Raw genomic sequence first — 24,110 nt, forward strand, 5'->3', positions numbered from 1 at the left:
AGCAATCATCGCTGAATTAGAAATCATATTTGGCGCTGAACTGAATACGGTTCATATCGCCATCAGCTCCCGATTCCAACTCCCGGTTAGCAAATTTATACTCAATACCTACCATCAACTTTTTAGTGGCCTGATACAACAGGTTAGCGCTGTAGCTCTGAGTGGTTTTAGTGGCGCCGGTGCCGGTTAAAGCGGTATCGTTATCGGCCATCAACGTTGAATACAGGAAAGTAGAACGCCATTGATCATTCCACAAATGGCGGTACGCCACTGAGAATGCCGTTACATCTATAGCTTCCAGATTACCGTTAGCATCCAGCACTGCACCGTTTATGGTATTTAAACCAACATAGCGGCCAAGGCCTTTACCGGTATTTAAGGTAATACGAATATCGTCTTTATTGGCTAAATCAATTTTGGTACTTACCGACAGGCCATAAGAGGTTACTTCGTCGTCATAGCGTACACCACTGTAGGTGCCATCTATGGCTACCTGGCGTAATAAACCGGCAATTCTAACCACACCCCAGTCTGTTTTCAGGTTATAACTGGCAGTGAAATCCGGGGTTGCATTTGCATCAGTGGTAATACGGGCGCCGCCACCGAAGGGGGTAACGGTACTTTCCGGGTTTTCTACTGCAAAAGCAAAGTTGCCATGGGTATACCGCACCTGCGCCTGGCGGATAAAGATAGCGGCATCAGGGTTACCAACAAAGTCTAACGTATCGGGTAATGACGCCAGATCCATAAAGTTTGACCAGGTTTGACCCACGGTCCAGTTTTTGTATTTAATAAAAGCATGGCGTAACACCGGGCTATAGCCATTTACCGTGCGCTCATCATTGCCGTTATTACTGGTCATAAAATCCAGTTCAACCATACCGTTAATTTTGCTGCCATCTTCCAGCTCTGTTGCTGTTGCGAAGAAAAAGCGTGATTGGCGGGCGTGCATATCAAAACGTGTAGTGCTGTCTCCCCCAACCGGAGTTAATGCAGGCACGTAAAAATCACGTCCCACGGCTGCAATTTCACCGTCAGCATCACTTACCATCGCATCAAGCTTGACGTAACCACCGAAAGTAACATTGGTACCGCCGATATCAAAACCAGCTGCCTGCACACTGCCAGCGCCTAGTGCGACACAAGCAGCAAGGTAAGATACTGTTGTTATTTTTTTCATTTGCCGTCTCTCCATCTTCGTTCTTGTAATGATAATTTTTCGGTTCAACTGTGGTTCAGACTGAAGCTTACTGCAATTAGCCTTTAGTCGCAGATAAACGCTATAGTAAGCACTATAATAAGTACTGTTTATCAGGTTAGCTGCACGAAAAAATATTGGCTAGACTAAGGTCTAATTCCAAATACGGCGCGGCTTCGATAGAAAGATAGCAGTAAATTTAAGAAGCACTCACAGGGGAAGTTATGTCACATCCAACAGTTTATCCGGTACCCGCCAGCGCCGCAAAGCGCTCACTTTTAACCAATGAGCAATATATGCAGATGTATCAGCAGTCTGTCAGCTCTGCGGATACATTCTGGGCGGAACACGGTAAACGTCTGCACTGGTTTACCCCATTCACCAAAGTTAAGAACACCAGTTTTGAAAGCGGCAAAGTGAATATTAACTGGTTTAGCGATGGTGTCCTTAATGCCAGTTACAACTGCCTGGACCGGCATTTACCTGAGCGCGCTAATCAGGTTGCTTATTATTGGGAAGGCGACTCGCCAGACGTACAAAAGTCAGTTACCTATGCACAATTACATCAGCAAGTTTGTAAACTGGCTAATGGTATGAAAGAGCTGGGCGTAAAAAAAGGTGACCGGGTAACAATATATCTGCCGATGATCCCGGAAGCCACTGTGGCACTGCTTGCCTGTGCCCGTATTGGTGCGGTGCATTCTGTAGTATTTGCCGGCTTTTCACCGGATGCGCTGGGCAGCCGCATTATCGACTGTGACTCTAAGTTGGTTATTACTGCTGATCAGGCACTGCGCGGCAGCCGGGTGACTAACTTAAAAGACAATACCGATATGGCGCTGGCTCATTTGGGCACAAACTCACCGGTTAAACACGTGCTGGTAGTTAAGCATGTGGGTAAGAATGTTGATATGCAGGCCGGGCAAGACGGCCGTGATGTTTGGTATCATGAGTTACTGAGCCGGCAAAGTGCCGACTGCCCTGCAGAACCAATGAATGCTGAAGATCCGCTGTTTATTTTATATACCTCCGGCTCTACCGGTAAACCTAAAGGCGTGTTGCACACTACTGGTGGTTATATGGTGTGGGCGTCGATGACACACCAATATGTATTTGACTATCATGACGGCGATATCTACTGGTGTGCTGCCGATATAGGCTGGGTAACCGGACATACCTATATTGTTTACGGCCCGCTGGCCAACGGCGCCACCAGTGTGTTGTTTGAGGGCGTACCGAATTACCCCAGCGTTAAACGCATGGCGCAAATTGTCGATAAGTATAAAGTCAACATTCTTTATACTGCCCCTACTGCTATTCGCGCCTTGATGGCCCATGGTGACGCGCCGGTTGAAGGTGCCAGCCTGAGTTCTTTGCAAACTCTGGGCAGTGTGGGTGAACCTATTAACCCGGAAGCCTGGAACTGGTATCACGAAAAGTTTGGTAACGGCAACTGCCCGATTGTGGATACCTGGTGGCAAACTGAAACCGGTGGCATTTTAATTACTCCGCTGCCTGGTTGTACTGAACTTAAGCCCGGCTCTGCCACCAGGCCATTCTTTGGTGTTAAACCGGCAATTGTTGATAACGACGGCAAAGAATTAAGCGGCGAATGTGAAGGCAATCTGGTTATTAAAGACAGCTGGCCGGGGCAAATGCGCACAGTATATGGCGATCACGAGCGCTTTGAGCAAACTTATTTCAGCACTTACCCGGGCTTATATTTTACCGGCGATGGCGCCAAACGCGATGCCGATGGTTATTACTGGTTAACCGGCCGGGTGGATGATGTACTGAATATTTCCGGCCACCGTTTAGGCACGGCCGAAATTGAAAGTTGCCTGGTGGCGCATGATGCAGTAGCAGAAGCCGCTGTGGTGGGTTATCCGCATGATATTAAAGGCCAGGGTATTTATGTTTATGTTACGCCAAGGGTGGGTGTTGAACCTAGCACAGAGCTAACTAAAGCATTGCGTGATTGGGTGCGGGAAGAAATATCCCCTATTGCCACACCGGATTTAATTCAGTGGGCACCGACCGGCCTGCCAAAAACCCGTTCGGGTAAAATTATGCGGCGTATTCTGCGTAAAATTGCCGCCAATGAGCATGACCAGTTGGGCGATATTTCCACCCTGGCGGATCCGTCTGTTGTTGAGACACTGGTTAACAACCGGTTAAACCGTAAATAAGCTATCCGGCAAGTACGCGCTTGACACAACGCGCTGCTAACCTCAGTATAAAAGGCCGCATTCGCGGCCTTTTTTTATATAAATGACATAATAATTATAATTCCTTTCGCCGGAGGACAAGATGGCAAAACTGATCGTCGCAGACGACCACCCGCTGTTTCGCAATGCGCTGATAAATGCCATCAGCAGCACCTTTGCCACCAAAGCTACCATTGAAACAGATAGCTTTGACAGCACCTGTGTGGCACTGGAACAACACCCTGATACGGATCTGCTACTGCTGGATCTACACATGCCGGGAAACTGCGGTTTTCTGGGGCTGATACAGTTACGCAAAAACTATCCTGCCCTGCCAATAGTTGTTATCTCTGCCAGTGAAGATCTGGATGTTATTCGCCGCGTTATAGCGTTTGGTGCTTCGGCCTATGTGCCTAAGTCTGCTAATCCGCTGGATATCAGCGCAGCCTTAAATGCAGTAATGGCCGGAGAGTTATGGGTACCACTGCGGCTGAAGAACCAGGTGCTGGATATCCACAGCCTTGAAGCAGAAGACGATCTGGATCTGGCGGCCCGCGTAGCTCAGTTAACCCAGCAGCAATATAAGGTACTGTATTATCTGACTGAAGGCTGGCTTAATAAGCAAATCGCGTACGATTTACATATCTCAGAAGCTACGGTAAAAGCGCATATTACTGCCATATTTCGTAAGCTTGGCGTAACTAACCGCACTCAGGTCGTTATTCAGGCCCAACGCCTGACGCTGGAGCCTCCTGTCGACAGAGCCATGGCACAGCAGCAGTAAGAACTCACATTAAAAACAATTTAAGATGCAGGGTTACTTTGCTCCTGAGCACGCTTTAACATCCTGAGATGATTAAGGCTGGCACGCAGTGCCGCCGGCTTAATAGGTTTAGCCAGAAACATTAATCCGTGCTGTCTGGCTTTAAGTGCCAGGCCGGTTTCCGGCGACGCCGACACTAAAATACCATTCACCTGTCCCCATAGCGGTTTAATTTTCTCATACAGCTGCAGACCATTTAAATTTTGCCCAAGCTGATAATCTATTAATAACGCATCAGGCGCGCTGTGCTGCTGCGCATAGTCAAGCAGACTCTGTTCATCATAAAAACACTGTACATTATGTACCTGCCATTGCTCTAGCAGCACTTTTAGTGCTGCCAGATTTGCTGCATCATCATCAACACATACCACAGATAACCCCAGCACCGGCCGCTGCATCGTAACCACCGGTAACGGCAGTTCTACCCGGTGCTCCACCTGTGCCAAGGGTAAACTAATACTGAAGACACTGCCCTTACCAGGCCAGGAAGCCACCGCCAGCGTATGACCAAGTAATTTTGCCATGCGGTTAACAACACCAAGTCCCAGACCAACACCCTGCTCTCCTTTGGCCGTTGCGTCAATACGATAGAAATCTTCGAAAATACGCTGTAAATCAGCCTCTCCAATGCCGGGGCCGGTGTCCCATACCTGGATCAGCAGCTGGTTTTTCCGCTTTCTGCAACCAAGCACAATACGGCCTTTTTTCGTGTATTTTATCGCATTTGACAGCATATTCTGCAAAATGCGCCTTAAGTACATCGGGTCGGTTTGCACCTGATAATCGGCTGCTTTTACCGCCAGCCCCAGGCCTTTTTGCCGGGCCAGTAAAGTAAATTCGTCCGACAACTGCGACAACAGCTCTTTTAACGATACCGTTTGTACGTCAGGAGACAGCTTACCATCATCCAGTTTGGCAATTTCCAGCAAGGTGGAGATCAGCTCTTCAGATGCTTTTAGTGAGTTGTCCAGCTGGCCAATAATATGTTGTTGCTGGCTGGTGTCTTTGCTACCGGCCAACGCCGCGGTAAATAGCCTGGCCGCATTCAGCGGCTGCAAGATATCGTGGCTGGCCAATGCCAGAAAGCGGGTTTTAGAAGCGTTAGCGGCTTCTGCTTCAGCTTTGGCCTGTAACAGTTGCAGCTCCGTTTCACGCCGCCGCCGCACTTCGCCCAGTAATTCATGGTTAATTTCAGAAATGGTCTGGGTGCGTTCCTGTACCCTGTCTTCCAGGTGCTGTTTGGCTTCCGCCAGCCCCTGCACTGCTTTAACATGGTCAGAAATATCGGTAAAACTGGTAACAAAGCCACCACCCGGTATCGGGTTGCCGCGCATTTCTATTACCTTGCCGTCCGGGCGTACCCGCTGAAATACGTGTGCCGTACCGTTTTGCATATGGCCGATGCGTTTTTCTACATGTTCATCAGCCGTACCCGGCCCGCACAGGCCACGCTCGGCGTTAAAGCGCACTATGTCGGCTATTGGCCGGCCTACCCGCACCATGGCTTCAGGGTAATCAAACATATCCAGATAAGCGCGGTTCCAGGCGACCAGCTTCAACTCCCTGTCTACTACACTAACCCCCTGGCTTAAGTGTTCCAGGGTAGAGAACAGAATTTTACGCGAAAACTGAATTGCCTGCGTTGTATCATCAAATAAGGTGACTACATCTTCAAAGCCGAGCTGGCGGCCTTCCAGTACGGCATTAACCATTGCCGATGCCGAAGAGGCACCAATAACTCCTGCCAATTCGCGCTCAACATGCTCTACCAGGCCGACACTGGGTAAATCGTCCAGTTGCAGCGCCGTATGCTGGCGGCGGCCGTATTCGAGCAAACATTCGTTAGCCCGGCTGGCGCCAACAAAGCGTTCCAGCAGAATTTTTAAGTCTTTATTACGGATACGAATACGCCGTGCCGGTGTATCCTGATGGTTTACCGGCAAATTAGGCTTAACAAAGGCAACAGCCTGCAGCCTGTCTTGCAGGTTAACCTGCATTATTAACGAGCCCAGAATATAAAACAGCAGGTTAAAGCCTAACGAAAACAACACACCATGGCTTAAACTATCCAGTTGTGTGCCAAATAACGCTGTCGGCACCAGCCAGGGCCAGCCAAACAAACCGGTTTGCATAATGTTACTGTCTATCGCACCTGTGCTGACTAACTGCGGTAGCATCAGGGTAAAAAACCATAATGCAAAACCCACCGCCAGCCCCAGATATACGCCCCAGGCGTTACCCCGGCGCCAGTATAAACCACCGATCACCGCAGGTGCTAACTGGATCACCAGCGCAAATGCCAGCAAACCGGTTTCAGCCAGCTCATAATTACGGGCAAACATGCGGTAATATAAATAGGACAGCGCCATCACCAGAATGATCATACTGCGCCGTACCAGCAGGATCAGCAGGCTGTAGTCATGGGGTAAGCCCTGTTTTTTGCTGCTGCGCAATAAGCCGGGCATAATCACATCGTTGCTGATCATTGTCGACAGCGCCAGCGTAGCGATAATAATCATTGATGTTGCTGCAGAAAAACCGCCGATAAATACCAGCACACTTAGCGTGTTCCAATCTGACTTTGCCGGAATAAGTAATACGAAGCTGTCAGCAGAGTTAAGCGCATTAGGAAACAACTGCATACCGCCAATAGCGATAGGTATCACCACAATGGTGACTAAAAATAAGTATAACGAAAACCAGCGCCGGGCATGGCGTAAATGATGATGTGAGACATTTTCGACAAAAGCAACGTGAAACTGCCGCGGCAACAGAAATACCGCCGCCATAGCCAGAATGGTTTTGGTTATAAACTCTACCACGCCGTGGCTGCTGCTGTTTTGCTGTTGTGCCATCGCATGTTCGGCAAAACGCTCAAACACACTGCTATCGTCTGCCAGCACAAACACATACACCGCCAGCCCCAGCATCAGCAACGCAAATAACTTTACGACTGACTCAAAAGCAATAGCCACCATCACACCACGGCTTTGTTCGGTCAGGTGTAACTTACGCGTACCAAATAAAATAGCAAAAAATGCCATCGCCACGGCACTTAAAAAGGCACTGTCCTGCCACCAGTTTACCGCTTCGTCACTAAAATCACCGCCGAGCAGTACATGATAAGAGCTGGCCACGGCTTTTAGCTGCAATGCGATATAAGGCACCACTACCACCAGACAGATTAACGATGCCAGCAGAGCAATATTTTTACGTTTACCATAACGGGCAGAAATAAAATCGGCAACGGAGGTAACATTCTGCTTTTTGGCCACATACAGCAGCTTAAATAAAAATGGCTGGGCAAACATAAACAGCAAGATGGGCCCAAGGTAAATAGGAATATAATCCCAACCCTGGGTAACTGCAGTACCTACAGCACCATAATATGTCCAGGAGGTGCAATACACAGCTAACGCCAGGCTATAAATCAGCCCCCCATACTTTCGTATTAGTTTGTCATCAGCATGGCGTTCGCCCCAGTTAGCAATAAGGAACAAACCACCTACATACAACAACGCCAGTAAGGCAACTACCCACGCGGCCACTGCATTCTCCCGTTCTTATTCTGGTTTACTTTTGGCTCAGCGCGGGCCACAAGTCAACTATCTGTGCTAAGGCTTCGACTAAAGTCGGGCTTTCACTTGTGTTAACTGCTGCTAGATTAACTTTGCGAGATAAAAATAACAAAGGAAAGGAGTGTAATTATGACTGAGCACGATCGCAACGCGGCGGCTTACTGGTCAGCGAACCTTCGCTTGATCATTGGCAGCCTCATTATCTGGGCTTTGGTGTCATATGGTTTTGGGATCCTGTTACGGCCCATGCTATCAGGCATCACAGTAGGCGGTACCGACATTGGTTTCTGGTTTGCACAACAGGGGTCTATCTTAACCTTTATCGCGTTAATCTTCTTCTATGCCTGGAGAATGAATAAGCTTGATAAAGAATTTGGCTTAAGCGAGGAGTAAACCCGTCATGAGTCAATTTGCAATTAACTTAATATTTGTACTGGGCTCTTTTGCAATTTATATCGGTATTGCATTCTGGGCCCGGGCCGGTTCAACCAAAGAGTTTTATGTAGCCGGTGGCGGTGTGCACCCGGTAATGAATGGTATGGCAACAGCAGCCGACTGGATGTCTGCAGCATCTTTTATTTCCATGGCAGGCTTAATTGCTGCCGGTGGTTATGCTAACTCTACTTATTTAATGGGCTGGACCGGCGGCTATGTACTGCTGGCCATGTTACTGGCACCCTACCTGCGTAAATTTGGTAAGTTTACAGTACCGGAATTTATCGGTGACCGCTTTTACAGCAAAAACGCCCGTTTTGTTGCGGTAGCCTGTTTAATAATTGCCTCAGTTACTTACGTTATCGGCCAGATGACCGGTGCTGGCGTGGCCTTTTCGCGCTTCCTGGAGGTTGAAAACAATACTGGCCTGATCATTGCGGGTATCGTAGTATTCTTCTACGCGGTTTTAGGTGGTATGAAAGGTATTACCTACACTCAGGTTGCACAGTACGTGGTACTGATCATAGCTTACACCATTCCCGCCGTGTTTATTTCACTGCAACTGACAGGTAATTTCCTGCCGCCATTAGGTTTGTTCTCTAACCATGTTGAATCTGGTATACCGTTATTGCAAAAACTGGATATGGTTGTACGTGATTTGGGATTTGTTGATTACACCGCTGATGTTTCGAATAAACTGAATATGGTGTTATTTACCCTGTCACTGATGATTGGTACTGCCGGTTTACCGCACGTTATTATTCGTTTCTTCACTGTACCTAAAGTATCTGATGCGCGCTGGTCTGCCGGTTGGGCGCTGGTGTTTATCGCTATTCTGTACTTAACTGCACCTGCTGTAGCCTCTATGGCAAGGTTAAACCTGCTAACCACTATTTATCCTGCCGGCCCTACTGCTGACGCTATACAGTACTCAGAGCGCCCGGACTGGATTAAAAACTGGGAACAAACGGGTTTAATTAAGTTTGAAGATAAAAATGGTGATGGCCGTATTCAGCTTTATAACGACAGTGCCGCCTTTAAAGCGACAGCTGACGAGCGTGGCTGGAATGGTAACGAACTGACGGTTAATAACGATATTCTGGTATTAGCCAACCCTGAAATTGCTAATTTACCAGGCTGGGTTGTCGGCTTAATTGCAGCAGGTGGTTTAGCTGCAGCATTATCGACCGCTGCCGGCTTGTTACTGGCCATTTCGTCGGCTATCAGCCACGACTTAATTAAAGGCTCGATAAATCCGAATATCAGTGAAAAAGGCGAACTGCTGGCCGCGAGGATCTCAATGGCGGTTGCCATTGTTGTCGCCACCTGGCTGGGGATGAACCCGCCTGGTTTCGCAGCGCAGGTAGTGGCACTGGCATTTGGTATTGCCGCTGCGTCTATCTTCCCTGCACTGATGATGGGTATCTTCTCCAAACGGGTAAATAACAAAGGTGCTATTGCAGGTATGCTGGCAGGCTTACTGTCAACTGTGATCTACATCTTCCTGTTCCTGGGCTGGTTCTTTATTCCTGGCACAGCAACGCTGGCTAACACTCCTGACAACTGGCTGTTTGGTATATCGCCACTGTCATTCGGTGCTGTAGGTGCAATAATTAACTTTATTGTTGCCTTTGCCGTATCGTCTGTCACAGAAGAGCCACCGGTACGTATTCAGGAACTGGTTGAAAGCGTGCGTTATCCCAAGGGCGCAGGTTCTGCTACCGGCCACTAAGTAACGCAGTAAACTTGCTTTAAAAGTCAGAGCAAGGCAAAAATAATAAAGCGGGCTTTCATGGTGAAAGCCCGTCTTTTTCAGGGACAACACTATGTTATGGGAACTGATTGCAACGGTATTCGCAGGGCTTGGCGCTGCAGGTATTGCACTGTTACTGCGTAAATTAAGTAAGAATCGGGCTCCGCGCTGGCTAATACCCGTATTTGCCGGAACGGCAATGTTAGGATTTCAGATCCAAAGTGAGTACACCTGGTATCAACATACCGCCAGCCGTTTACCAACTGGGGTGGTAGTGATAAAAAAGATAGAGCAACAAACCGCGTGGCGGCCATGGAGTTATCTGTATCCGCAAACGTTGCGCTTTATAGCTGCAGACGTAGCAAATGCTTCAGCAAATAATATTAACCCGCAGGTAAAACTGGTTGATTTGTATTTTTTTGAACGGCGGGCCCAGGCCCGGCGTGTCCCCCAGGTGGTGCATTGCCTTCAACACGCCCAGGCCGACTTCAGCACTCAGTTGCAGGTCCCCGAAGGTAGCACAGCTGTAGATGCTGGCTGGAAAAAACTCAGTAGTGACGATCCGCTGATTAGCGCGCTTTGCCGCAGCTGAGGATATTATTAATACCTTGATTCGGTCTAACCGGAGAAAAAATGGAAGTTGCTGACGTTACAAAATTTCTTGCCGACACTACGCCATTCGATCAACTCGATGCCGCAGCACTTAGTCAGTTGGCTGCCCATATCAACGTTTACTATTATCAGGCGCAAGACAGTGTAAAAATTAACACCGACCGCTTGCTGATAGTACGTACCGGCATTTTTACGTTGTATAGCGATCAGCAACAGTTACTGACTAAACTGCAAAGCGGCGACTTTTACGGCTACCAGCAGTTGCTCACTGGCCTGACCGATAACGACACCCTGATATGTGAAGAAGATGGCCTGGTGTATTGGCTGGCGGCAGAGGCTTTCCACCAATGCCGCTATCAATACAAAAATATCGATATTTTCTTTCAGCGCCTGTTTAGCCGACGACTGCACCAGTACCGGGAACAACAGCAGGTATCGCGCTTTACTTTAAAAATCAGTGATGTTGTGCAACAGCGTAAAATTGCCATCCGGCCGGAACAAACCGCACAGGAAGCGGCAAAGCTGATGTCCGACAGCCGGGTATCCTCGTTATTGGTGGAAGAAAATAATAAACTAGTCGGCATTCTGACCGATCGCGATTTGCGCAGCAGAGTGTTAGCTCACGCCTTACCCGCCAGTACCCAGGTAAGCCAGATCATGACACGCCAGCCGCAAAGCATCGACCGCCACGCTTATTTGTATGAAGCCGTACAACAGATGAGCCAGTACAATATTCATCATTTACCGGTAACTGATCAAGGCGTTTGCTGTGGCATGCTGACAGCCACAGATATTATCCGCAGCCAGCAGGATCACCCGGTATATCTGATTGGCGAAATACACCGCCAGCAATCCAGCGATGGTTTAGAGCGTTGCAGCCAGCAAATAGCAGCTCTGGCCATTACACTTAGCAAGCAGCAAGTGCCAGCTTATGAAGCTGGCCATATTATTACCACTATTACCGATGCCCTTACCCAACGGCTGATTTATCTGGCACAGCAAAAACTGGGCGAGCCACCCTGTGTATTCAGTTGGCTGGCGTTTGGCTCTCAGGCACGGATGGATCAAAGCCTGAATGCCGATCAGGACAATGCACTGTTGCTGGAGAAAGAACCCGTTGGTGCGGTGGGTGAATACTTCAGTGCGCTGGCTGAATTTGTTTGCCAGGGTTTAGCACAATGTGGCATCACGCTGTGTCCCGGTAATATTATGGCCACCAACCCGGAATTGCGATTAAGTTTAAAGGGCTGGTCTGGCCGCTTTGCCCGCTGGATTGCCACCCCAACGCCGGACGCACTGCTCAAAGCCAGTATTTTCTTTGACCTGCGGGTTATTGATGGCAGCAAAGGCCTGTTTAATGCCCTACAGGAAGATATTCTGCAACGTACAACCGAAGCACCATTGTTTTTATATCATCTGGCACAAACCGCCTTGCAGCGCACTGCCCCGCTGGGTTTGTTTAAGAATTTTATTCTGGAACAGGACGGTAAGCATAAAAAAGGCCTGGATTTAAAAAAACGGGGTATTAGCCTGATCACCGATCTGGTAAGAGTGTATGCTCTCTATGCGGGTATTCACGAAGTGAATACCCGCAGCCGCCTGCAGCAACTTGCGGCACAAGGTATTATTGATAGTAAAGACGGCCAGAACTTAAATGATGCTTTTGATTTGTTGGCACAACTGCGCTGGGAAAAACATCAGCATGACCTGCAAAACAGCCACGATGTTACTAACCTGCTAAACCCGGCGGAAGTTTCCGGCCTGGCCAGACACCAGCTAAAAGATAGTTTTGCCGTAATAAATGAGGCACAAAGCCGGGTAAAACAGCGTTTTTGCCGGGAGCTATAAAGTGTTAGGCTGGTTACTGCGTAAAAACACTGTATTAAGTGAAGTAGTAAAACGTTTTATCAACACGCCTTTTCCTGCATCTTCAACGCCGGTAAACCAGGCTAATTTTCTGGCATTGGATCTTGAACTTACCGGGCTTAATCCGCGCAAAGATCATATTGTCAGTATTGGTTGGGTGCCCGTCAGGGGGCAGGAAATTATACTGGCTGAAGCCAAGCATTATCTGATTAACAGCCCGGTGAGTGTCGGCCAGAGTGCGGTATATCATGGCCTGCACGACCATCAGTTAAAAAATGCCCATGATCTGGCAGACATACTTACGGAGCTGTTGGCGCAATATGCCGGTTACATATTTGTTGCCCACAACAGCGCTCTGGACGAGCAATGTCTGCGCTTTGCCTGCCAGCGCTGTTTTGGCAAGGCGCCGCGCTTTCGTTTTGTTGACACCATGCAAATGGAATGGCAACGCCTGCTACGCCAGGGTAAAGTGGTAAAACATAATGCTCTTAAATTACCCAGTTGCCTTAAGCGGCATGGCCTGCCTGATATGGCGAATCACCATGCTTTGGAAGATGCCTACAGCAGCGCCTTATTGCTGCTCAGCCAGTTAAAACTGGGTGGTAAAACGATGACACTAAGCGACTTATATTTACTGTCGCGTTAAACCATTCGTACCGATAACCTGCTAATAAGTACAACCGGAGTACTGCTGCAACGTAGCTGATGCTATTTGCCTTAACTGAGCTTGCAGTGGCTCCGCTAATGCTATCTGTGGTATGTAAGGTAACTCGTCTGCTGATTCGCCACTAATGACCTCATAAAACACCAGTGCTGTTAGCAAAGTTCCGGCCAGTGATGCATGATTGCCGTCACTGTGAAAAGATGTTTGCGGTAGCATGGCTATCGCGTTATCCCAGGCAGGCCCGATAGGGGCAACACAACTCGCCTCCCTGGCTGCAATTCCCAAATGCAGTAAATACACCCGCATTCCCTCTTCAGCATTACCGCGTCGCGGATGCTCCGGAAACATAATAGGAGTAGCGGCTATTTGTTTAGTAAGAGCAACCCAGTATTCTGACGCTGCTGTAGAATAAGAGTACTGACCGGTGGTTGAGTATTTCTGTGCTTGCCATATTATATGGCTCCAGTTCCGGGATTGCAGCGCAGCCAATGTAACACCATCGCTTAACCGCTCATCAAGATACCCCCATCCCGGTGCCAAAGTGGCAACAGTGGTTTTACCGGTGCCTTGTTCCAGTAAAGCACTTAGTACTGATGCCAGATTATTTGAACTGACATGACTATTACCAACAAGCAGTACCTGGTATTGGTCTGCATAGCGGTTATCCGGTATCGGTAACATTGTGTCTACCGGTGGTGGTGAGATAACAACAGGTGGTGGCGTAACTACCCCACCTTGATCGTTTGTCGTATTGCCACCGCTACCGCAAGCCGTAAGTAAAGAAAAAAGTAAACCAATGCTTATACTGTTTAAAAAAAGAGCGCGCATAACCGTACCTTGTAAAAAGTTAAGCATTCTTTCTAAACTAACATCACCAACAATACAAGCACACAATATTTACCTTTAAACATACAAAGAGAAATAACGTAACAATTTAAATACGATTAAGTTGTATGGAGTTTATCGCAGTCACTTTGCCGCCTCTAAGTGTTAGCGACACCAGATATTCGCCGCCAATATCGGCTTTTAGCCGGTAAGACCAGGTTTCAACCGTAGTGCCTTTTACCGGCTCACCAATATCTACCCCTAATGTCTCAACATCTTTTGTCACCGGCTCGCCTGCCAGCGACAGCACTTCGATACGTGTCATGCCGCAGCTTAATAATTTACCATCACTTAACCTGAAACCGCAGGCGCTGGCTTGTGCGGCAAAGAGCAAAACAACAATAGCTGCATAAAACAATTTCATCGTAACGTCCTGATAACATAAGTTGTGCTCAGTATAGTGACAAATCCGCGCCGGACACCAGACCTGGCGCTGATAATTTTATGCCTGCAATAACTTTTTTTGCATATAAACCGCATTCTGGCCGGTATAGCTTGCCAGTGCCTGTACAGCGGTAACCCCGGTAAATGTAACCGTTTCAAAGCCCTGCTTTTGCCAGTATGGTACAGAGCCCTGCACCGCAACCAGCGCCAGAGTGTTAAACCCCAAATCAGCTGCGTACTGCTCAGCGTGCGCCAACAGCTGTGGTGCCAGGCGCATTCCTCTGCCGTTAAAACTTACGGCCATATCGTGCAGATACAACAGTTCAGCATCAGCGTAGCAACCAAAGTCACTACCAAGCGGCGCTATCTGATTATTACGCGACGGATAGCTGAATAAATATGCCAGCACCTCACCTGTATTATTTTCTGCCAGCCAGCAGCTTTGCGGTTGTGATGCCAAACGTTTGCGGATAAGACCCGCATCTTCAAACAGCTCAGCGGCGTAACAGCTATCCTGTATCGCCACTATGGCGTCAAGATCTGCCTCATTAATTAAACGGATATGTATCGACATAACTTCTACTGCTTACTTATTAAATACTACTTAACTACTCACGGTAGCTTACTCGCCAGATACCGCTTTAATAACCCGGCACGGGTTACCACCTGCGACTACCCCCGCAGGCACATCTTTGGTAATCACACTACCGGCTGCCACCACACTGCCCTTACCAATCGTTACGCCGGGCAACAGTACTGCCCCGCCGCCAATCCAGACATCATCTTCTATTGTTACCGGCAACGCCTGCTCTATCAGAGTGCTCCGCTGTGCGGCATTTAGCGGGTGGTTTACGGTATAAATTTGTACTGCAGGGCCAAAAAACACATTATTACCAATGTTTACCGGCGCGACATCCAACACTACGCAGTTAAAGTTGAAAAACACCTTAGCGCCGGTTTTAATGTTATAGCCATAATCGCAGTAAAACGGCGGCTCAGCATAAAAATGTTTGCCGCTATTGGGCAGCCACTGCTTTAGCAGTTGTTTACGCAGTGCTGCATCATCCGGCGTGCTGTGGTTAAACTGATGCTGTAACTTACGCGCCGCCAAACGCTCAGCGCTGAGTTCTTTATCCAGCGGGTTGTACCAGTCTCCGGATAGCATTTTGTGTTTTTCTGTCAACATAAAAGTAAGCCATTAATAAATAACATAATTTAGCTATAACTCCTCAGATATGAAAAAAGGCGCCGAAGCGCCTTTTCTACTTTCAACCTGCCAGTATTACTTAGCGCGGCTGCGGTATTCGTCGGTACGGGTATCAATTTCGATTTTGTCGCCTTCTTCCACGAATGCCGGTACCATCAGCTCAAAACCGGTTTCAATTTTCGCCGGTTTCATTACTTTACCAGAGGTATCGCCACGGGCTGCAGGTTCAGTATAAGTTACTGTGCGCACTACAACTGTTGGCAGGTCAACAGAAATTGGCCGTTCACCGTAAAACACTACTGAACACTCCATACCATCTACCAGGTATTTCAGTGCTTCGGTCATGTTTTCTGCTTCAACTTCAAACTGGTTGTATTCCTGATCCATAAATACATACATAGGATCAGCAAAGTAAGAATAGGTTACTTCTTTGGTTTCCAGCAGAACCTGTTCAAATTTGTCATCGGCACGGTATACCGTTTCCATGCCCTGACCATTTAACAGGTTTTTCATTTTCATTTTTACAACGGCGGCGTTGCGGCCTGATTTGTTAAACTCGGCCTTTAAAATTACCATCGCTTCAGTGCCAACCATAATCACCTGGCCAGCACGCAGTTCTTGAGCTGTCTTCATCATGACTGAAATATCTTCTCGTTAGGAAAAATTGCGTCGCATTATAAATTTTTTTTCAACAAAGTGCACGAGATTGCTGGCAAGATCTCCGTTTGCCATTAACGCTGCGCGCCACATGGGGTTATATTCAACAATTTGTGGCAACATTGCACTAAATTTTTGCCAGCTATGCTCAAGCTGGCTGTCAGTGTTCCAGGCCAGCCAGAATTGCTGCAAGTTATCAGCAACTTCTTCAGGCATCTGCGCACAATAACGCTGCATAAAAGCATTAAGCTTGTCCAGATGCGTCTGCTCTGCCTGGCGGTATATTTGCCAGATAAACGGCTTCGCTGCCCAGTGCGCCCGGATAACAGAATCCTCACCGCGAACAAAGTTAATATCACAGGCCAAGAGCAATTTGTCGTAATCGTTTTGTGGCATAAAAGGCAATACCTTTAATGTCAGGGTATTTATTACCTGCTCGCCATGCTGCTTTAACTGCGGGTAATATTGCATTAGCTGATTGGCAAGCGCTCCCTCAGGCACCAGACACAAGGTATTAATATCTGGTTGTTGCCAGCAGGCCAGTAAACTTTGAATTTGCGGATGATCATAGGCAAACAGTGAAATTTTTTGCTGATAGTGTCCGTGGTTATCAACCCCCAGTTGCTGCCAGAACTGCTGTTGTGCTGCAGCATCGGCCAAAAACTGTGCACCGAGTTGCTGCAAATTAGCCTCTTGCAGCAAACCACCGGTGCCAGCAGTAAAACCGGGAAAAAAGAAATATTTATCCAGCGCTAAATGTGGTTGCGGTGAAGGCAGCGCATGACAACCTTCTACCCAGGCTTCTGCCGATAAATATTCCAGATTAAGCCACAGCGGCTTTTCATCTTGCTGCGCCATCAACTGCTGATAGGGCATTGGCACATTACACGCCAACGCCTCTATTACAACGCTGGCGGCACCACTTGCCTGCCAGTCGGTAGTGGCAGACCACAGCCTGATAGTAACACCGGCAATATTCTGCTGAGCCTGGCTAACATCTACCTGAGGGCAAATTTTATTAAAGCTGGCTAAATCATCTACCCATAACCGCACAGCAATGCCATGCTCAGCAGCAAGCTGCCGGCTTAGGCGCCAGCAAATACCGATATCACCAAAATTATCTATAACAGCGCAGAAAATATCCCAGCGGCGGGCAGTGGCAGGCATCAAATATGTCGTCAGCTAAAAAACAAGGCGGATATTATACCTTTAAGTACACGCAGGCCAAGGTATGTTGTTGCCAGCAGTAGCACGGTTACCAACACTGCCAGCAAGTAATAAGCCAGCCGTTGCAGGCGTATTTTAACCTTATATAACCAGGTAGCATTGTTATCTATCGTGGGCAATTCAGGGTAAAACACCACTGCCCACAGCCAGAGTAGTAAACTGCTAACAGCGCAAAGTACCGCTGTAAGTTGCCAGCGCTGAGCGAACTCGGGTGTTGCACTAAACAACAACCAGCCAAATGCGGTTACCGCCAAGACAAACAACACAACAAACACCGCTCTTGCCGGATACATACGCCGCGCCCAGCGCTGATAAAATGCCAACATCAGCCAAGCTCCAATGCAGTCAGGCTGGCAGGATACAACGCCATTATGCCGCTTTGCCCCTGCATATCGCCAATTAACCAGATTTGCTCAAACGGATGGAACTTTGGCATATGCAGCTGTTTGTAATGCTGCAAAATATCGCGTCTTGTCCACAACGGGTTAGCATTGCGGATCACCAGCCAGACCCGTTCAGTGTGGTAGTTTTTTTCTGCTTTGTTGCTGATCAGGCGATTCAGGGCGGTTAGTAACCTATGTTGCGCCGGTGTACGTAATAATGCCATGAGTTCTTTGTGGGTGTTAGTGCTAAGCTCACGCCCCAGAATATGCATGGCTTCTGCTTCGCTGCCATAAAGGTGGGCAATTTCTAAATCCAGCTTTTGCTGGTCATAGTAACAGGATACATCGGGCCGGGCAGGTTCGTTATGCCAGATATGGCGCATAGCAATGCCAAAGCGCTGCTCATACAACCGCATAAACAGTCTGGCCGCTTCATGCTCCAGTTTTATCTTTTCTTCACTGCCATTCATCTGTACAAAACCCGGACTATCAAACTCAATATGGCGCCGGCGTAAAATAGTAATGCCAGATTTCTATCATTACCGGTACCACTGATAACAGCAAAATAATAGCCATACAAATATTAAATATACGCTGCAACAAAGGCTTTGTTAGCACCGCTCTGAGCGCGGCACCAAATAGCAGCCAGGCCCCGACACAAGGAAATGCAACCAGCAAAAAAGCACCGGTAATGACACTTACTTCCAGCCAATATACACCGCCTACAGAAGTAAAGGCGGCGACAGCACCACTGGCCATTACCCAGGCTTTGCCGTTAACCCATTGAAATAATGCTGCCTGTATAAAGCTAAATGGCTTACTTTTACCTTTCTCTATTGCTTTGGGTTCGGCGCTGGCAATATGCCAGGCCAGCCAGATAAGATAAACAACCCCTACTACTTTAATCAGTTGATGCAGGTGCGGATAACGCTCAAATACCACACCAAAGCCCAACCCCACCAGCAACACCATCAGCGGAAAGCCCAGACATATTCCTAACCAGTGCGGCACACTGGCTTTAATGCCATAGTTTACGCCAGATGACATAATCATCACGTTATTAGGGCCAGGTGTAATAGTGGTAGAAAAGGCAAAAAACAGCACCGCTAAAAATAGCTCCATCATATGTCCGGGGTTCACGCAGAATGAGATACTTATTGCGGATAATACCAGAGTCGGCGATCTTTAGTAGGCGTTTGTGCAGGCAACAGCGGATTCTCCAACTTTATCATTTGCCGTTTTTCCAGTTGTAGCTCTGCCAGATGGTTAGCGAAAAACTGATAAAAAAGCTGGTCAAAAGTGCCGTCAGCAATAATTTTTTGCAGCCCGGTTTCAATATCCTTTGCCAATTGCTCATTCGCATAATTAACAAAGAAGTAGCTGGCGGTAGGGTAATAAAGTACCCAGTTTTGCTCTGTCACTATATTACGCTCTGTTAGCAGAACGGCTTCATCTGCAATTTCCAGCGCATTACGTGGCACACCATCTACCCGGCCTTTTTCCAACATGGAGAATAAATTGTCGTAACCAGCCGCACCAATTACTGAAAAACCGTTAAGCTGCAGTACTTTGGCGTCTACCCAGTCATGCCCCTGTGCATATACCAAACGGCGGATTTGCTCAGGTTTAGCGCTGGCGGCAAACTTAGCCTGCTGATCTTTACGGATCAACAAAATACGGTAGCCGCTTAAACCTTTAAAAATAGGAATGCGGATAGGCCGTAAATCCAGCTCACGCTCTACCGAAGTCATTGTCCACAATACGTCCAGTTCGGCCTGCTCTTTTAAAAACACTATACTGCGCGATTTAGACATCCGCTCAGATGAGCTTTGCAACTGATACGGGCGTTCAGCTTGCGCCAATGCCAGCTCCAGCAACGCTAACGGATATACAGAGCGCGGATCTTCAACATGGGCGATTGCCGGGTATCGCACTAACTCTGCCGCCCCGGCAAATGCAGGCAGAAAAAAACAAAGTAAAATTATACGTATCACTATGTTTCACCGGATAACTGTGCCATGTTATTACTGAAGTATTATCTAATTTGCTGAAAATAGTCAGCATAAAACTGATATTTACTTGAGAATACAGAACAACAGCGTGATAAAGAGAAAAGGCAGGAGATAAACATGAATAAAATTCTGGGTTTGGCAATTTTGGTCGCTGGCATTATTTTGTTATATTTCGGTTACACCGAATACAATTCAGCTGCATCTCAGGTAACAGAGGTAATTACAGGCAACCCGACTGACAACGCTATATGGTTTCTGGTTGGCGGTGCTATCGCAGCAATTGTTGGTTTGGGTGTATTACTGAAAAAATAACCCGCATAACATAAAGGCCGCCATTATATGCGCGGCCTTTATTTGTCTGAAGTAAAAAGTTTATTCCTCTTCTTTACCCCAGCTGTCCCGCAGCCCTACAGTACGGTTAAATACCAGCTTGTCAGCACTGCTGTCTTTATTATCTGCACAGTAATAGCCTTCACGCTCAAACTGATAGGCCTGCTCAGCTTTAGCTGTTTGTAGTGATGGCTCAACCAGCCCTTGTTTAATTACCAGTGACTGCGCATTAATAACCTGCAAAAAGTCTTCTTCTGCTGCCGGGTTCGCCACACTGAATAAACGATCGTAAACACGAAACTCAGCAGGCACTGCGTGTTTAGCTTCAACCCAATGAATTACGCCACGCACTTTGCGGCCATCTGCCGGGTTTTCCCCAAGGGTTTCCGGTAAATAGCTGCATTTTAATTCAACAATATTACCTTCGCTGTCTTTTACCACTTCATCGGCATGGATAACATAAGCATTACGCAAACGAACATCGCCGTTTAGTACCAGCCGTTTGTACTTCTTGTTGGCCTCTTCGCGAAAATCGGCACGGTCAATATACACTACCGGCCCAAACGGCAATTTACGGCTACCCATGCTGTCGTCTTTCGGATGGTTTGGCGAATCCAGCCACTCAATACCATCGGCAGGATAATTGGTTATGGTAACTTTAAGCGGGTCAAGCACCGCCATAGCACGCGGTGCCGTTGCATCTAAATCTTCGCGGATACAAGCTTCCAGTGCAGACATTTCAATAACATTGTCCTGCTTGGTAACCCCAATGCGTTTAGCAAACTCACGGATAGCCGCTGGCGTGTAACCACGACGGCGTAAACCGGCAATGGTTGGCATACGTGGGTCGTCCCAACCAGATACGACTTGTTTTTCTACCAGTGTTTGCAGTTTACGCTTGCTCATCACAGCAAATTCAAGATTTAAGCGCGAAAACTCAATCTGTTGCGGGTGGCAGGCAATAGTAATATTGTCCAGGATCCAGTCATACAAACGGCGGTTATCCTGAAACTCCAACGTACACAACGAGTGTGTAACGCCTTCCAGCGCGTCAGAAATACAATGGGTAAAATCGTACATCGGGTAAATGCACCATTTATCGCCGGTTTGGTGGTGATGGGCAAACTTAACCCGGTAAATAACCGGGTCGCGCATAACCATAAAGCTGGATGCCATATCAATTTTGGCGCGCAGCGAACACTCGCCTTCTTTAAAACCACCGGCGCGCATTTTTTCAAACAGCGCCAGGTTTTCCGCCGGGCTGGTGTCGCGCGTTGGGCTGTTTTTGCCCGGTTGGGTTAAATTGCCACGGTACTCACGCATTTGCTCGCCATTTAAAAAGCAAACGTAAGCCAGGCCTTTGTTAATTAACTCAACCGCATAGCCATATAATGCATCAAAGTAATCTGAAGAATAACGTACAGCGCCATCCCACTGAAAGCCCAGCCAGTTCACGTCGTGCGAAATGGAATTCACAAATTCGACGTTTTCTTTTTCCGGGTTAGTATCATCAAAACGCAGGTTGCATTTACCCTGATAATCCTGGGCAATACCAAAGTTCAGGCAGATAGATTTAGCATGGCCAATATGTAAATAACCATTCGGCTCTGGTGGAAACCGGGTTTGCACGGCGCTGTGTTTACCGGATGCTAAATCAGCATCAATGATCTGACGAATAAAATTAGTTGGGCGATGTTCAACGTCCGCCATAGAATTCAAATCCCTATCTGAAAAACCAGTGCGGCTGCACCGGCTAAAATTACTGAAATATGGCGGCATTATAACAGCAGAAATGCTTCTGACTACCGCCTGCCGGGGCTAATTATTCTGGCTGAATTAAAATACTGCCGGGTATGACCTAAGAGCAGAAAAATTCCACTGAATATCAGTTTACGGGTAATTGCTCCGGGCATAGCGCCGTACTGATATTTTTCTGCTCGCGGTATAAATAGGATGGTAATTGCACCAGTGCCAACGTTTTGTTTTTATCTGCCTGCGAAACGTCCTGCCGGCTTAAACTGAGCTTTTGCTGTAGTGGCTGATACCTCGCCTCAACACTTTTCCCATCAGGTTTGAGGATCACAAGTTTGTCACCCTGCATCAGAGCGAAGTAATCCCCAAACTGCAACAAAGCCCGGCCGGGGCTGGTTTTATCCAGAGTAAAATCCCGTCCTGTCATGGTATGACAACTGGATACGCCTATCATGGACAACAAGGTGGGGGCTAAATCAATCTGGCTGGCCAACGTTTGTAGTTTTTCGGCTTTGATGTCAGGTCCTAAAATTAATCCGGGGATATGAAATTTATCTACAGGGATCAAACTATCGCCATACACCCTGTTGTCATGATCGGCAACGATTAAAAACACGGTATCCTGCCAATAGTCACTTTGTTGTGCCTGCCGGAAAAACTGGCCCATTGCCCAGTCAGCGTATTTCACCGCATTCTTTACTGTATCTTTTGGAGTTTCGTGCAACGTTATACGGCCATCGGGAAACTCAAAAGGCTCGTGATTGCTGGAAGTAAAAATCAGGCTGAAAAATGGCTTATTTTGCTGATGTAGAGCGCTTAATTGTTGGTGTGCTGTATTAAATAAATCTTCATCACTGACTCCCCAACTACCAGTAAATACAGGGTTAGCCATTTGGCTTTGATCTACAATTTGCTGCATTCCGTTACCGGTAAAAAAGCTGCGCATATTATCAAAATGCGCTTCGCCGCCATAGATAAACTGGGTGTGATAGCCCTGAGTTTTTAGAATTGAAGCAAGAGTAGTAAAGTGTTGCTGACTGTTGGATAATTTCACTGTGCTTTGCGCAGGGGTCGGAGGAAACCCTGCCACAACAGCTTCAATACCCCTTACGGAACGGGTGCCTGTTGCATATAAATTCTCAAACCATAATCCCTGCTGTTTCAGCTTCTCCAGCTCAGGTGTTACCGCTTCGCCACCTAAAGATTGCACAAAAGTGGCCCCCATACTTTCTTGCAGCACAATCACCAGATTCAGCGGCTTAGCACGTTTTGCCGTGGCTTGTTGCCAGTGCACTGTCGGGTAATCCGGATTGCTAAACTGATAAGTGTTTAACCAGGGCCAGTCCAGACTCAACTTCAGCATCTGCGCTGTGGGCAAGCGGCCATAGATTTCGCTAGAATGTGCTTCATGCTTTAAATTGTAAATGGCATAAAGTACTGAATAAGCAGAATTTAAGACCAACGAGTTGACCATAGCATCGGCAGTAATTGCAAACATTGCAGGATTAGCAGGCCGGTGTTCAGTAGTAGAGCGGATACCGGCCAAAAGCAGCAACAACGCCAGAACCCATATACCCATAGTTTTAACAGCCGACCACTGCTTTAAACTGCATTGCCCCAGCCGAAATACACGCCGTATCAACCAGGCCAGAGCGACTGTCGCAGTAATGCCCAGAACTAAAGATAAACGAAAACCAAACCATAACGTTGACAATACTTCTTTGGGGTACTTCAGGTACTCCACAAAAAGCCGGTTTGGCCGCACATCATATTGCAAAATAAAGGCCGGTGACGCCAGTTCCATAAATACCAGTAGCACCAAAGCGCCAAGGCACCACAAATAACTAAACTGAAACCAGAGGTTGCCCATACCACGAACTGAAGCCAGTGGAATAAGCAGCACAGGCACCAGCAGCAACAAACCCATCAGAATAATGTCAGCCCTGACACCTTGCAATAATACCTGCCACAGCAAATCAGTTTGCTCTACTCTATCGTATTGCCATAGCACTAAAGCCAAGCGGCTCAGACTAAGCAAAACTAACCCAAGCACCGCCGTACGGATTAAATAACGGTAAGGACCAAGGCAAAACCATGAGGAGAAAACAGGCACTTTTATAGTTCTTATTGCAGACAT

General features: G+C 47.6%; 22 protein-coding genes. 8 read left to right on the forward strand and 14 right to left on the reverse strand.

The window, feature by feature from the left end; genetic code table 11:
- Nucleotides 1-16: 16 nt before the first annotated feature.
- Entirely contained in the window at nt 17-1,180 is a 1,164-nt protein-coding gene (locus J3B89_RS18430; RefSeq protein ID WP_215399106.1) for a DcaP family trimeric outer membrane transporter, read from the reverse strand.
- 242 nt (nt 1,181-1,422) lie between these two features.
- Between J3B89_RS18430 and acs the strand changes: the two genes are divergently transcribed.
- Both acs and J3B89_RS18440 read left to right on the forward strand, forming a co-directional pair.
- A complete protein-coding gene (gene acs, locus J3B89_RS18435; protein ID WP_215399107.1) occupies nt 1,423-3,387 on the forward strand; it encodes an acetate--CoA ligase in 1,965 nt (654 codons plus the stop codon).
- A gap of 121 nt (nt 3,388-3,508) precedes the next feature.
- Nucleotides 3,509-4,189: a response regulator transcription factor gene (locus J3B89_RS18440; RefSeq protein ID WP_215399108.1), complete on the forward strand. Its 681-nt coding sequence runs from the start codon at nt 3,509-3,511 to the stop codon at nt 4,187-4,189.
- A 20-nt stretch (nt 4,190-4,209) separates the two neighbouring features.
- Here the strand turns inward: J3B89_RS18440 and J3B89_RS18445 are convergent, their stop codons facing one another.
- Nucleotides 4,210-7,776, reverse strand: coding sequence for a PAS domain-containing hybrid sensor histidine kinase/response regulator (locus tag J3B89_RS18445; RefSeq protein ID WP_215399109.1), 3,567 nt, complete (start codon nt 7,774-7,776; stop codon nt 4,210-4,212).
- A gap of 159 nt (nt 7,777-7,935) precedes the next feature.
- Here J3B89_RS18445 and J3B89_RS18450 point away from each other — a divergent pair, with 159 nt between their 5' ends.
- From J3B89_RS18450 to J3B89_RS18470, 5 genes are all read left to right on the forward strand, one after another.
- Nucleotides 7,936-8,199 (forward strand): DUF4212 domain-containing protein, encoded by a 264-nt coding sequence (locus J3B89_RS18450; RefSeq protein ID WP_215399110.1) that lies wholly within the window; start codon nt 7,936-7,938, stop codon nt 8,197-8,199.
- A gap of 7 nt (nt 8,200-8,206) precedes the next feature.
- Entirely contained in the window at nt 8,207-9,973 is a 1,767-nt protein-coding gene (locus J3B89_RS18455; RefSeq protein ID WP_215399111.1) for a sodium:solute symporter family protein, read from the forward strand.
- 94 nt (nt 9,974-10,067) lie between these two features.
- Nucleotides 10,068-10,586, forward strand: coding sequence for a hypothetical protein (locus J3B89_RS18460; RefSeq protein WP_215399112.1), 519 nt, complete (start codon nt 10,068-10,070; stop codon nt 10,584-10,586).
- A 41-nt stretch (nt 10,587-10,627) separates the two neighbouring features.
- Complete coding sequence (locus tag J3B89_RS18465) at nt 10,628-12,454, forward strand: DUF294 nucleotidyltransferase-like domain-containing protein (RefSeq protein ID WP_215399113.1); 1,827 nt, start codon at nt 10,628-10,630, stop codon at nt 12,452-12,454.
- A 1-nt stretch (nt 12,455) separates the two neighbouring features.
- Entirely contained in the window at nt 12,456-13,118 is a 663-nt protein-coding gene (locus J3B89_RS18470; RefSeq protein WP_215399114.1) for an exonuclease domain-containing protein, read from the forward strand.
- A gap of 21 nt (nt 13,119-13,139) precedes the next feature.
- On the opposite strand, the gene J3B89_RS18475 is transcribed toward J3B89_RS18470, so the two are convergent.
- The 10 genes from J3B89_RS18475 to J3B89_RS18520 all read right to left on the reverse strand — a co-directional run bounded on the left by J3B89_RS18475 (nt 13,140) and on the right by J3B89_RS18520 (nt 19,873).
- Complete coding sequence (locus tag J3B89_RS18475; protein WP_215399115.1) at nt 13,140-13,964, reverse strand: hypothetical protein; 825 nt, start codon at nt 13,962-13,964, stop codon at nt 13,140-13,142.
- Between the two features lie 106 nt (nt 13,965-14,070).
- On the reverse strand, nt 14,071-14,385 hold the full coding sequence (locus J3B89_RS18480) for a DUF2845 domain-containing protein (RefSeq protein ID WP_215399116.1): 315 nt from the start codon (nt 14,383-14,385) through the stop codon (nt 14,071-14,073).
- 78 nt (nt 14,386-14,463) lie between these two features.
- Nucleotides 14,464-14,979: a GNAT family N-acetyltransferase gene (locus J3B89_RS18485; protein ID WP_215399117.1), complete on the reverse strand. Its 516-nt coding sequence runs from the start codon at nt 14,977-14,979 to the stop codon at nt 14,464-14,466.
- A gap of 48 nt (nt 14,980-15,027) precedes the next feature.
- Entirely contained in the window at nt 15,028-15,591 is a 564-nt protein-coding gene (locus J3B89_RS18490; RefSeq protein ID WP_215399118.1) for a sugar O-acetyltransferase, read from the reverse strand.
- Between the two features lie 96 nt (nt 15,592-15,687).
- The gene (efp, locus tag J3B89_RS18495) at nt 15,688-16,248 is read right to left on the reverse strand and encodes an elongation factor P (RefSeq protein ID WP_215399119.1); all 561 of its coding nucleotides are present in this window, start codon (nt 16,246-16,248) and stop codon (nt 15,688-15,690) included.
- 18 nt (nt 16,249-16,266) lie between these two features.
- Complete coding sequence (gene earP / locus J3B89_RS18500) at nt 16,267-17,436, reverse strand: elongation factor P maturation arginine rhamnosyltransferase EarP (RefSeq protein WP_215399120.1); 1,170 nt, start codon at nt 17,434-17,436, stop codon at nt 16,267-16,269.
- Between the two features lie 11 nt (nt 17,437-17,447).
- Complete coding sequence (locus J3B89_RS18505) at nt 17,448-17,822, reverse strand: hypothetical protein (protein ID WP_215399121.1); 375 nt, start codon at nt 17,820-17,822, stop codon at nt 17,448-17,450.
- Entirely contained in the window at nt 17,822-18,349 is a 528-nt protein-coding gene (locus J3B89_RS18510) for a hypothetical protein (RefSeq protein ID WP_215399122.1), read from the reverse strand. Before J3B89_RS18510 ends, J3B89_RS18505 begins: the two co-directional genes overlap by 1 nt.
- Nucleotides 18,350-18,374: 25 nt before the next feature.
- The gene (locus tag J3B89_RS18515) at nt 18,375-19,004 is read right to left on the reverse strand and encodes a LysE family translocator (RefSeq protein ID WP_252349452.1); all 630 of its coding nucleotides are present in this window, start codon (nt 19,002-19,004) and stop codon (nt 18,375-18,377) included.
- 29 nt (nt 19,005-19,033) lie between these two features.
- Nucleotides 19,034-19,873, reverse strand: a complete 840-nt coding sequence (locus J3B89_RS18520; RefSeq protein ID WP_215399124.1) for a transporter substrate-binding domain-containing protein — start codon at nt 19,871-19,873, stop codon at nt 19,034-19,036.
- A 135-nt stretch (nt 19,874-20,008) separates the two neighbouring features.
- Between J3B89_RS18520 and J3B89_RS18525 the strand changes: the two genes are divergently transcribed.
- A complete protein-coding gene (locus J3B89_RS18525; RefSeq protein ID WP_215399125.1) occupies nt 20,009-20,203 on the forward strand; it encodes a DUF3185 family protein in 195 nt (64 codons plus the stop codon).
- Between the two features lie 60 nt (nt 20,204-20,263).
- Here J3B89_RS18525 and glnS read toward each other — a convergent pair whose 3' ends face one another.
- Both glnS and J3B89_RS18535 read right to left on the reverse strand, forming a co-directional pair.
- Nucleotides 20,264-21,931 (reverse strand): glutamine--tRNA ligase, encoded by a 1,668-nt coding sequence (gene glnS, locus J3B89_RS18530; protein WP_215399126.1) that lies wholly within the window; start codon nt 21,929-21,931, stop codon nt 20,264-20,266.
- Between the two features lie 175 nt (nt 21,932-22,106).
- On the reverse strand, nt 22,107-24,110 hold the full coding sequence (locus tag J3B89_RS18535) for an LTA synthase family protein (RefSeq protein WP_215399127.1): 2,004 nt from the start codon (nt 24,108-24,110) through the stop codon (nt 22,107-22,109).

Origin of the sequence: Rheinheimera oceanensis (assembly GCF_018831085.1) — a bacterium.
GTDB lineage: Bacteria > Pseudomonadota > Gammaproteobacteria > Enterobacterales > Alteromonadaceae > Alishewanella > Alishewanella oceanensis.

Coding starts and splice junctions, on each gene's coding strand:
- acs (WP_215399107.1), top strand. CDS start 1,423: ATGTCACATCCAACAGTTTATCCGGTACCCGCCAGCGCCGCAAAGCGC.
- J3B89_RS18525 (WP_215399125.1), top strand. CDS start 20,009: ATGAATAAAATTCTGGGTTTGGCAATTTTGGTCGCTGGCATTATTTTG.
- J3B89_RS18455 (WP_215399111.1), top strand. CDS start 8,207: ATGAGTCAATTTGCAATTAACTTAATATTTGTACTGGGCTCTTTTGCA.
- J3B89_RS18440 (WP_215399108.1), top strand. CDS start 3,509: ATGGCAAAACTGATCGTCGCAGACGACCACCCGCTGTTTCGCAATGCG.
- J3B89_RS18515 (WP_252349452.1), bottom strand. CDS start 19,004: ATGATGGAGCTATTTTTAGCGGTGCTGTTTTTTGCCTTTTCTACCACT.
- J3B89_RS18450 (WP_215399110.1), top strand. CDS start 7,936: ATGACTGAGCACGATCGCAACGCGGCGGCTTACTGGTCAGCGAACCTT.
- J3B89_RS18465 (WP_215399113.1), top strand. CDS start 10,628: ATGGAAGTTGCTGACGTTACAAAATTTCTTGCCGACACTACGCCATTC.
- J3B89_RS18485 (WP_215399117.1), bottom strand. CDS start 14,979: ATGTCGATACATATCCGTTTAATTAATGAGGCAGATCTTGACGCCATA.
- glnS (WP_215399126.1), bottom strand. CDS start 21,931: ATGGCGGACGTTGAACATCGCCCAACTAATTTTATTCGTCAGATCATT.
- J3B89_RS18480 (WP_215399116.1), bottom strand. CDS start 14,385: ATGAAATTGTTTTATGCAGCTATTGTTGTTTTGCTCTTTGCCGCACAA.
- J3B89_RS18505 (WP_215399121.1), bottom strand. CDS start 17,822: ATGTTGGCATTTTATCAGCGCTGGGCGCGGCGTATGTATCCGGCAAGA.
- J3B89_RS18490 (WP_215399118.1), bottom strand. CDS start 15,591: ATGTTGACAGAAAAACACAAAATGCTATCCGGAGACTGGTACAACCCG.
- J3B89_RS18510 (WP_215399122.1), bottom strand. CDS start 18,349: ATGAATGGCAGTGAAGAAAAGATAAAACTGGAGCATGAAGCGGCCAGA.
- J3B89_RS18535 (WP_215399127.1), bottom strand. CDS start 24,110: ATGTCTGCAATAAGAACTATAAAAGTGCCTGTTTTCTCCTCATGGTTT.
- earP (WP_215399120.1), bottom strand. CDS start 17,436: ATGCCTGCCACTGCCCGCCGCTGGGATATTTTCTGCGCTGTTATAGAT.
- J3B89_RS18460 (WP_215399112.1), top strand. CDS start 10,068: ATGTTATGGGAACTGATTGCAACGGTATTCGCAGGGCTTGGCGCTGCA.
- J3B89_RS18475 (WP_215399115.1), bottom strand. CDS start 13,964: ATGCGCGCTCTTTTTTTAAACAGTATAAGCATTGGTTTACTTTTTTCT.
- efp (WP_215399119.1), bottom strand. CDS start 16,248: ATGATGAAGACAGCTCAAGAACTGCGTGCTGGCCAGGTGATTATGGTT.
- J3B89_RS18430 (WP_215399106.1), bottom strand. CDS start 1,180: ATGAAAAAAATAACAACAGTATCTTACCTTGCTGCTTGTGTCGCACTA.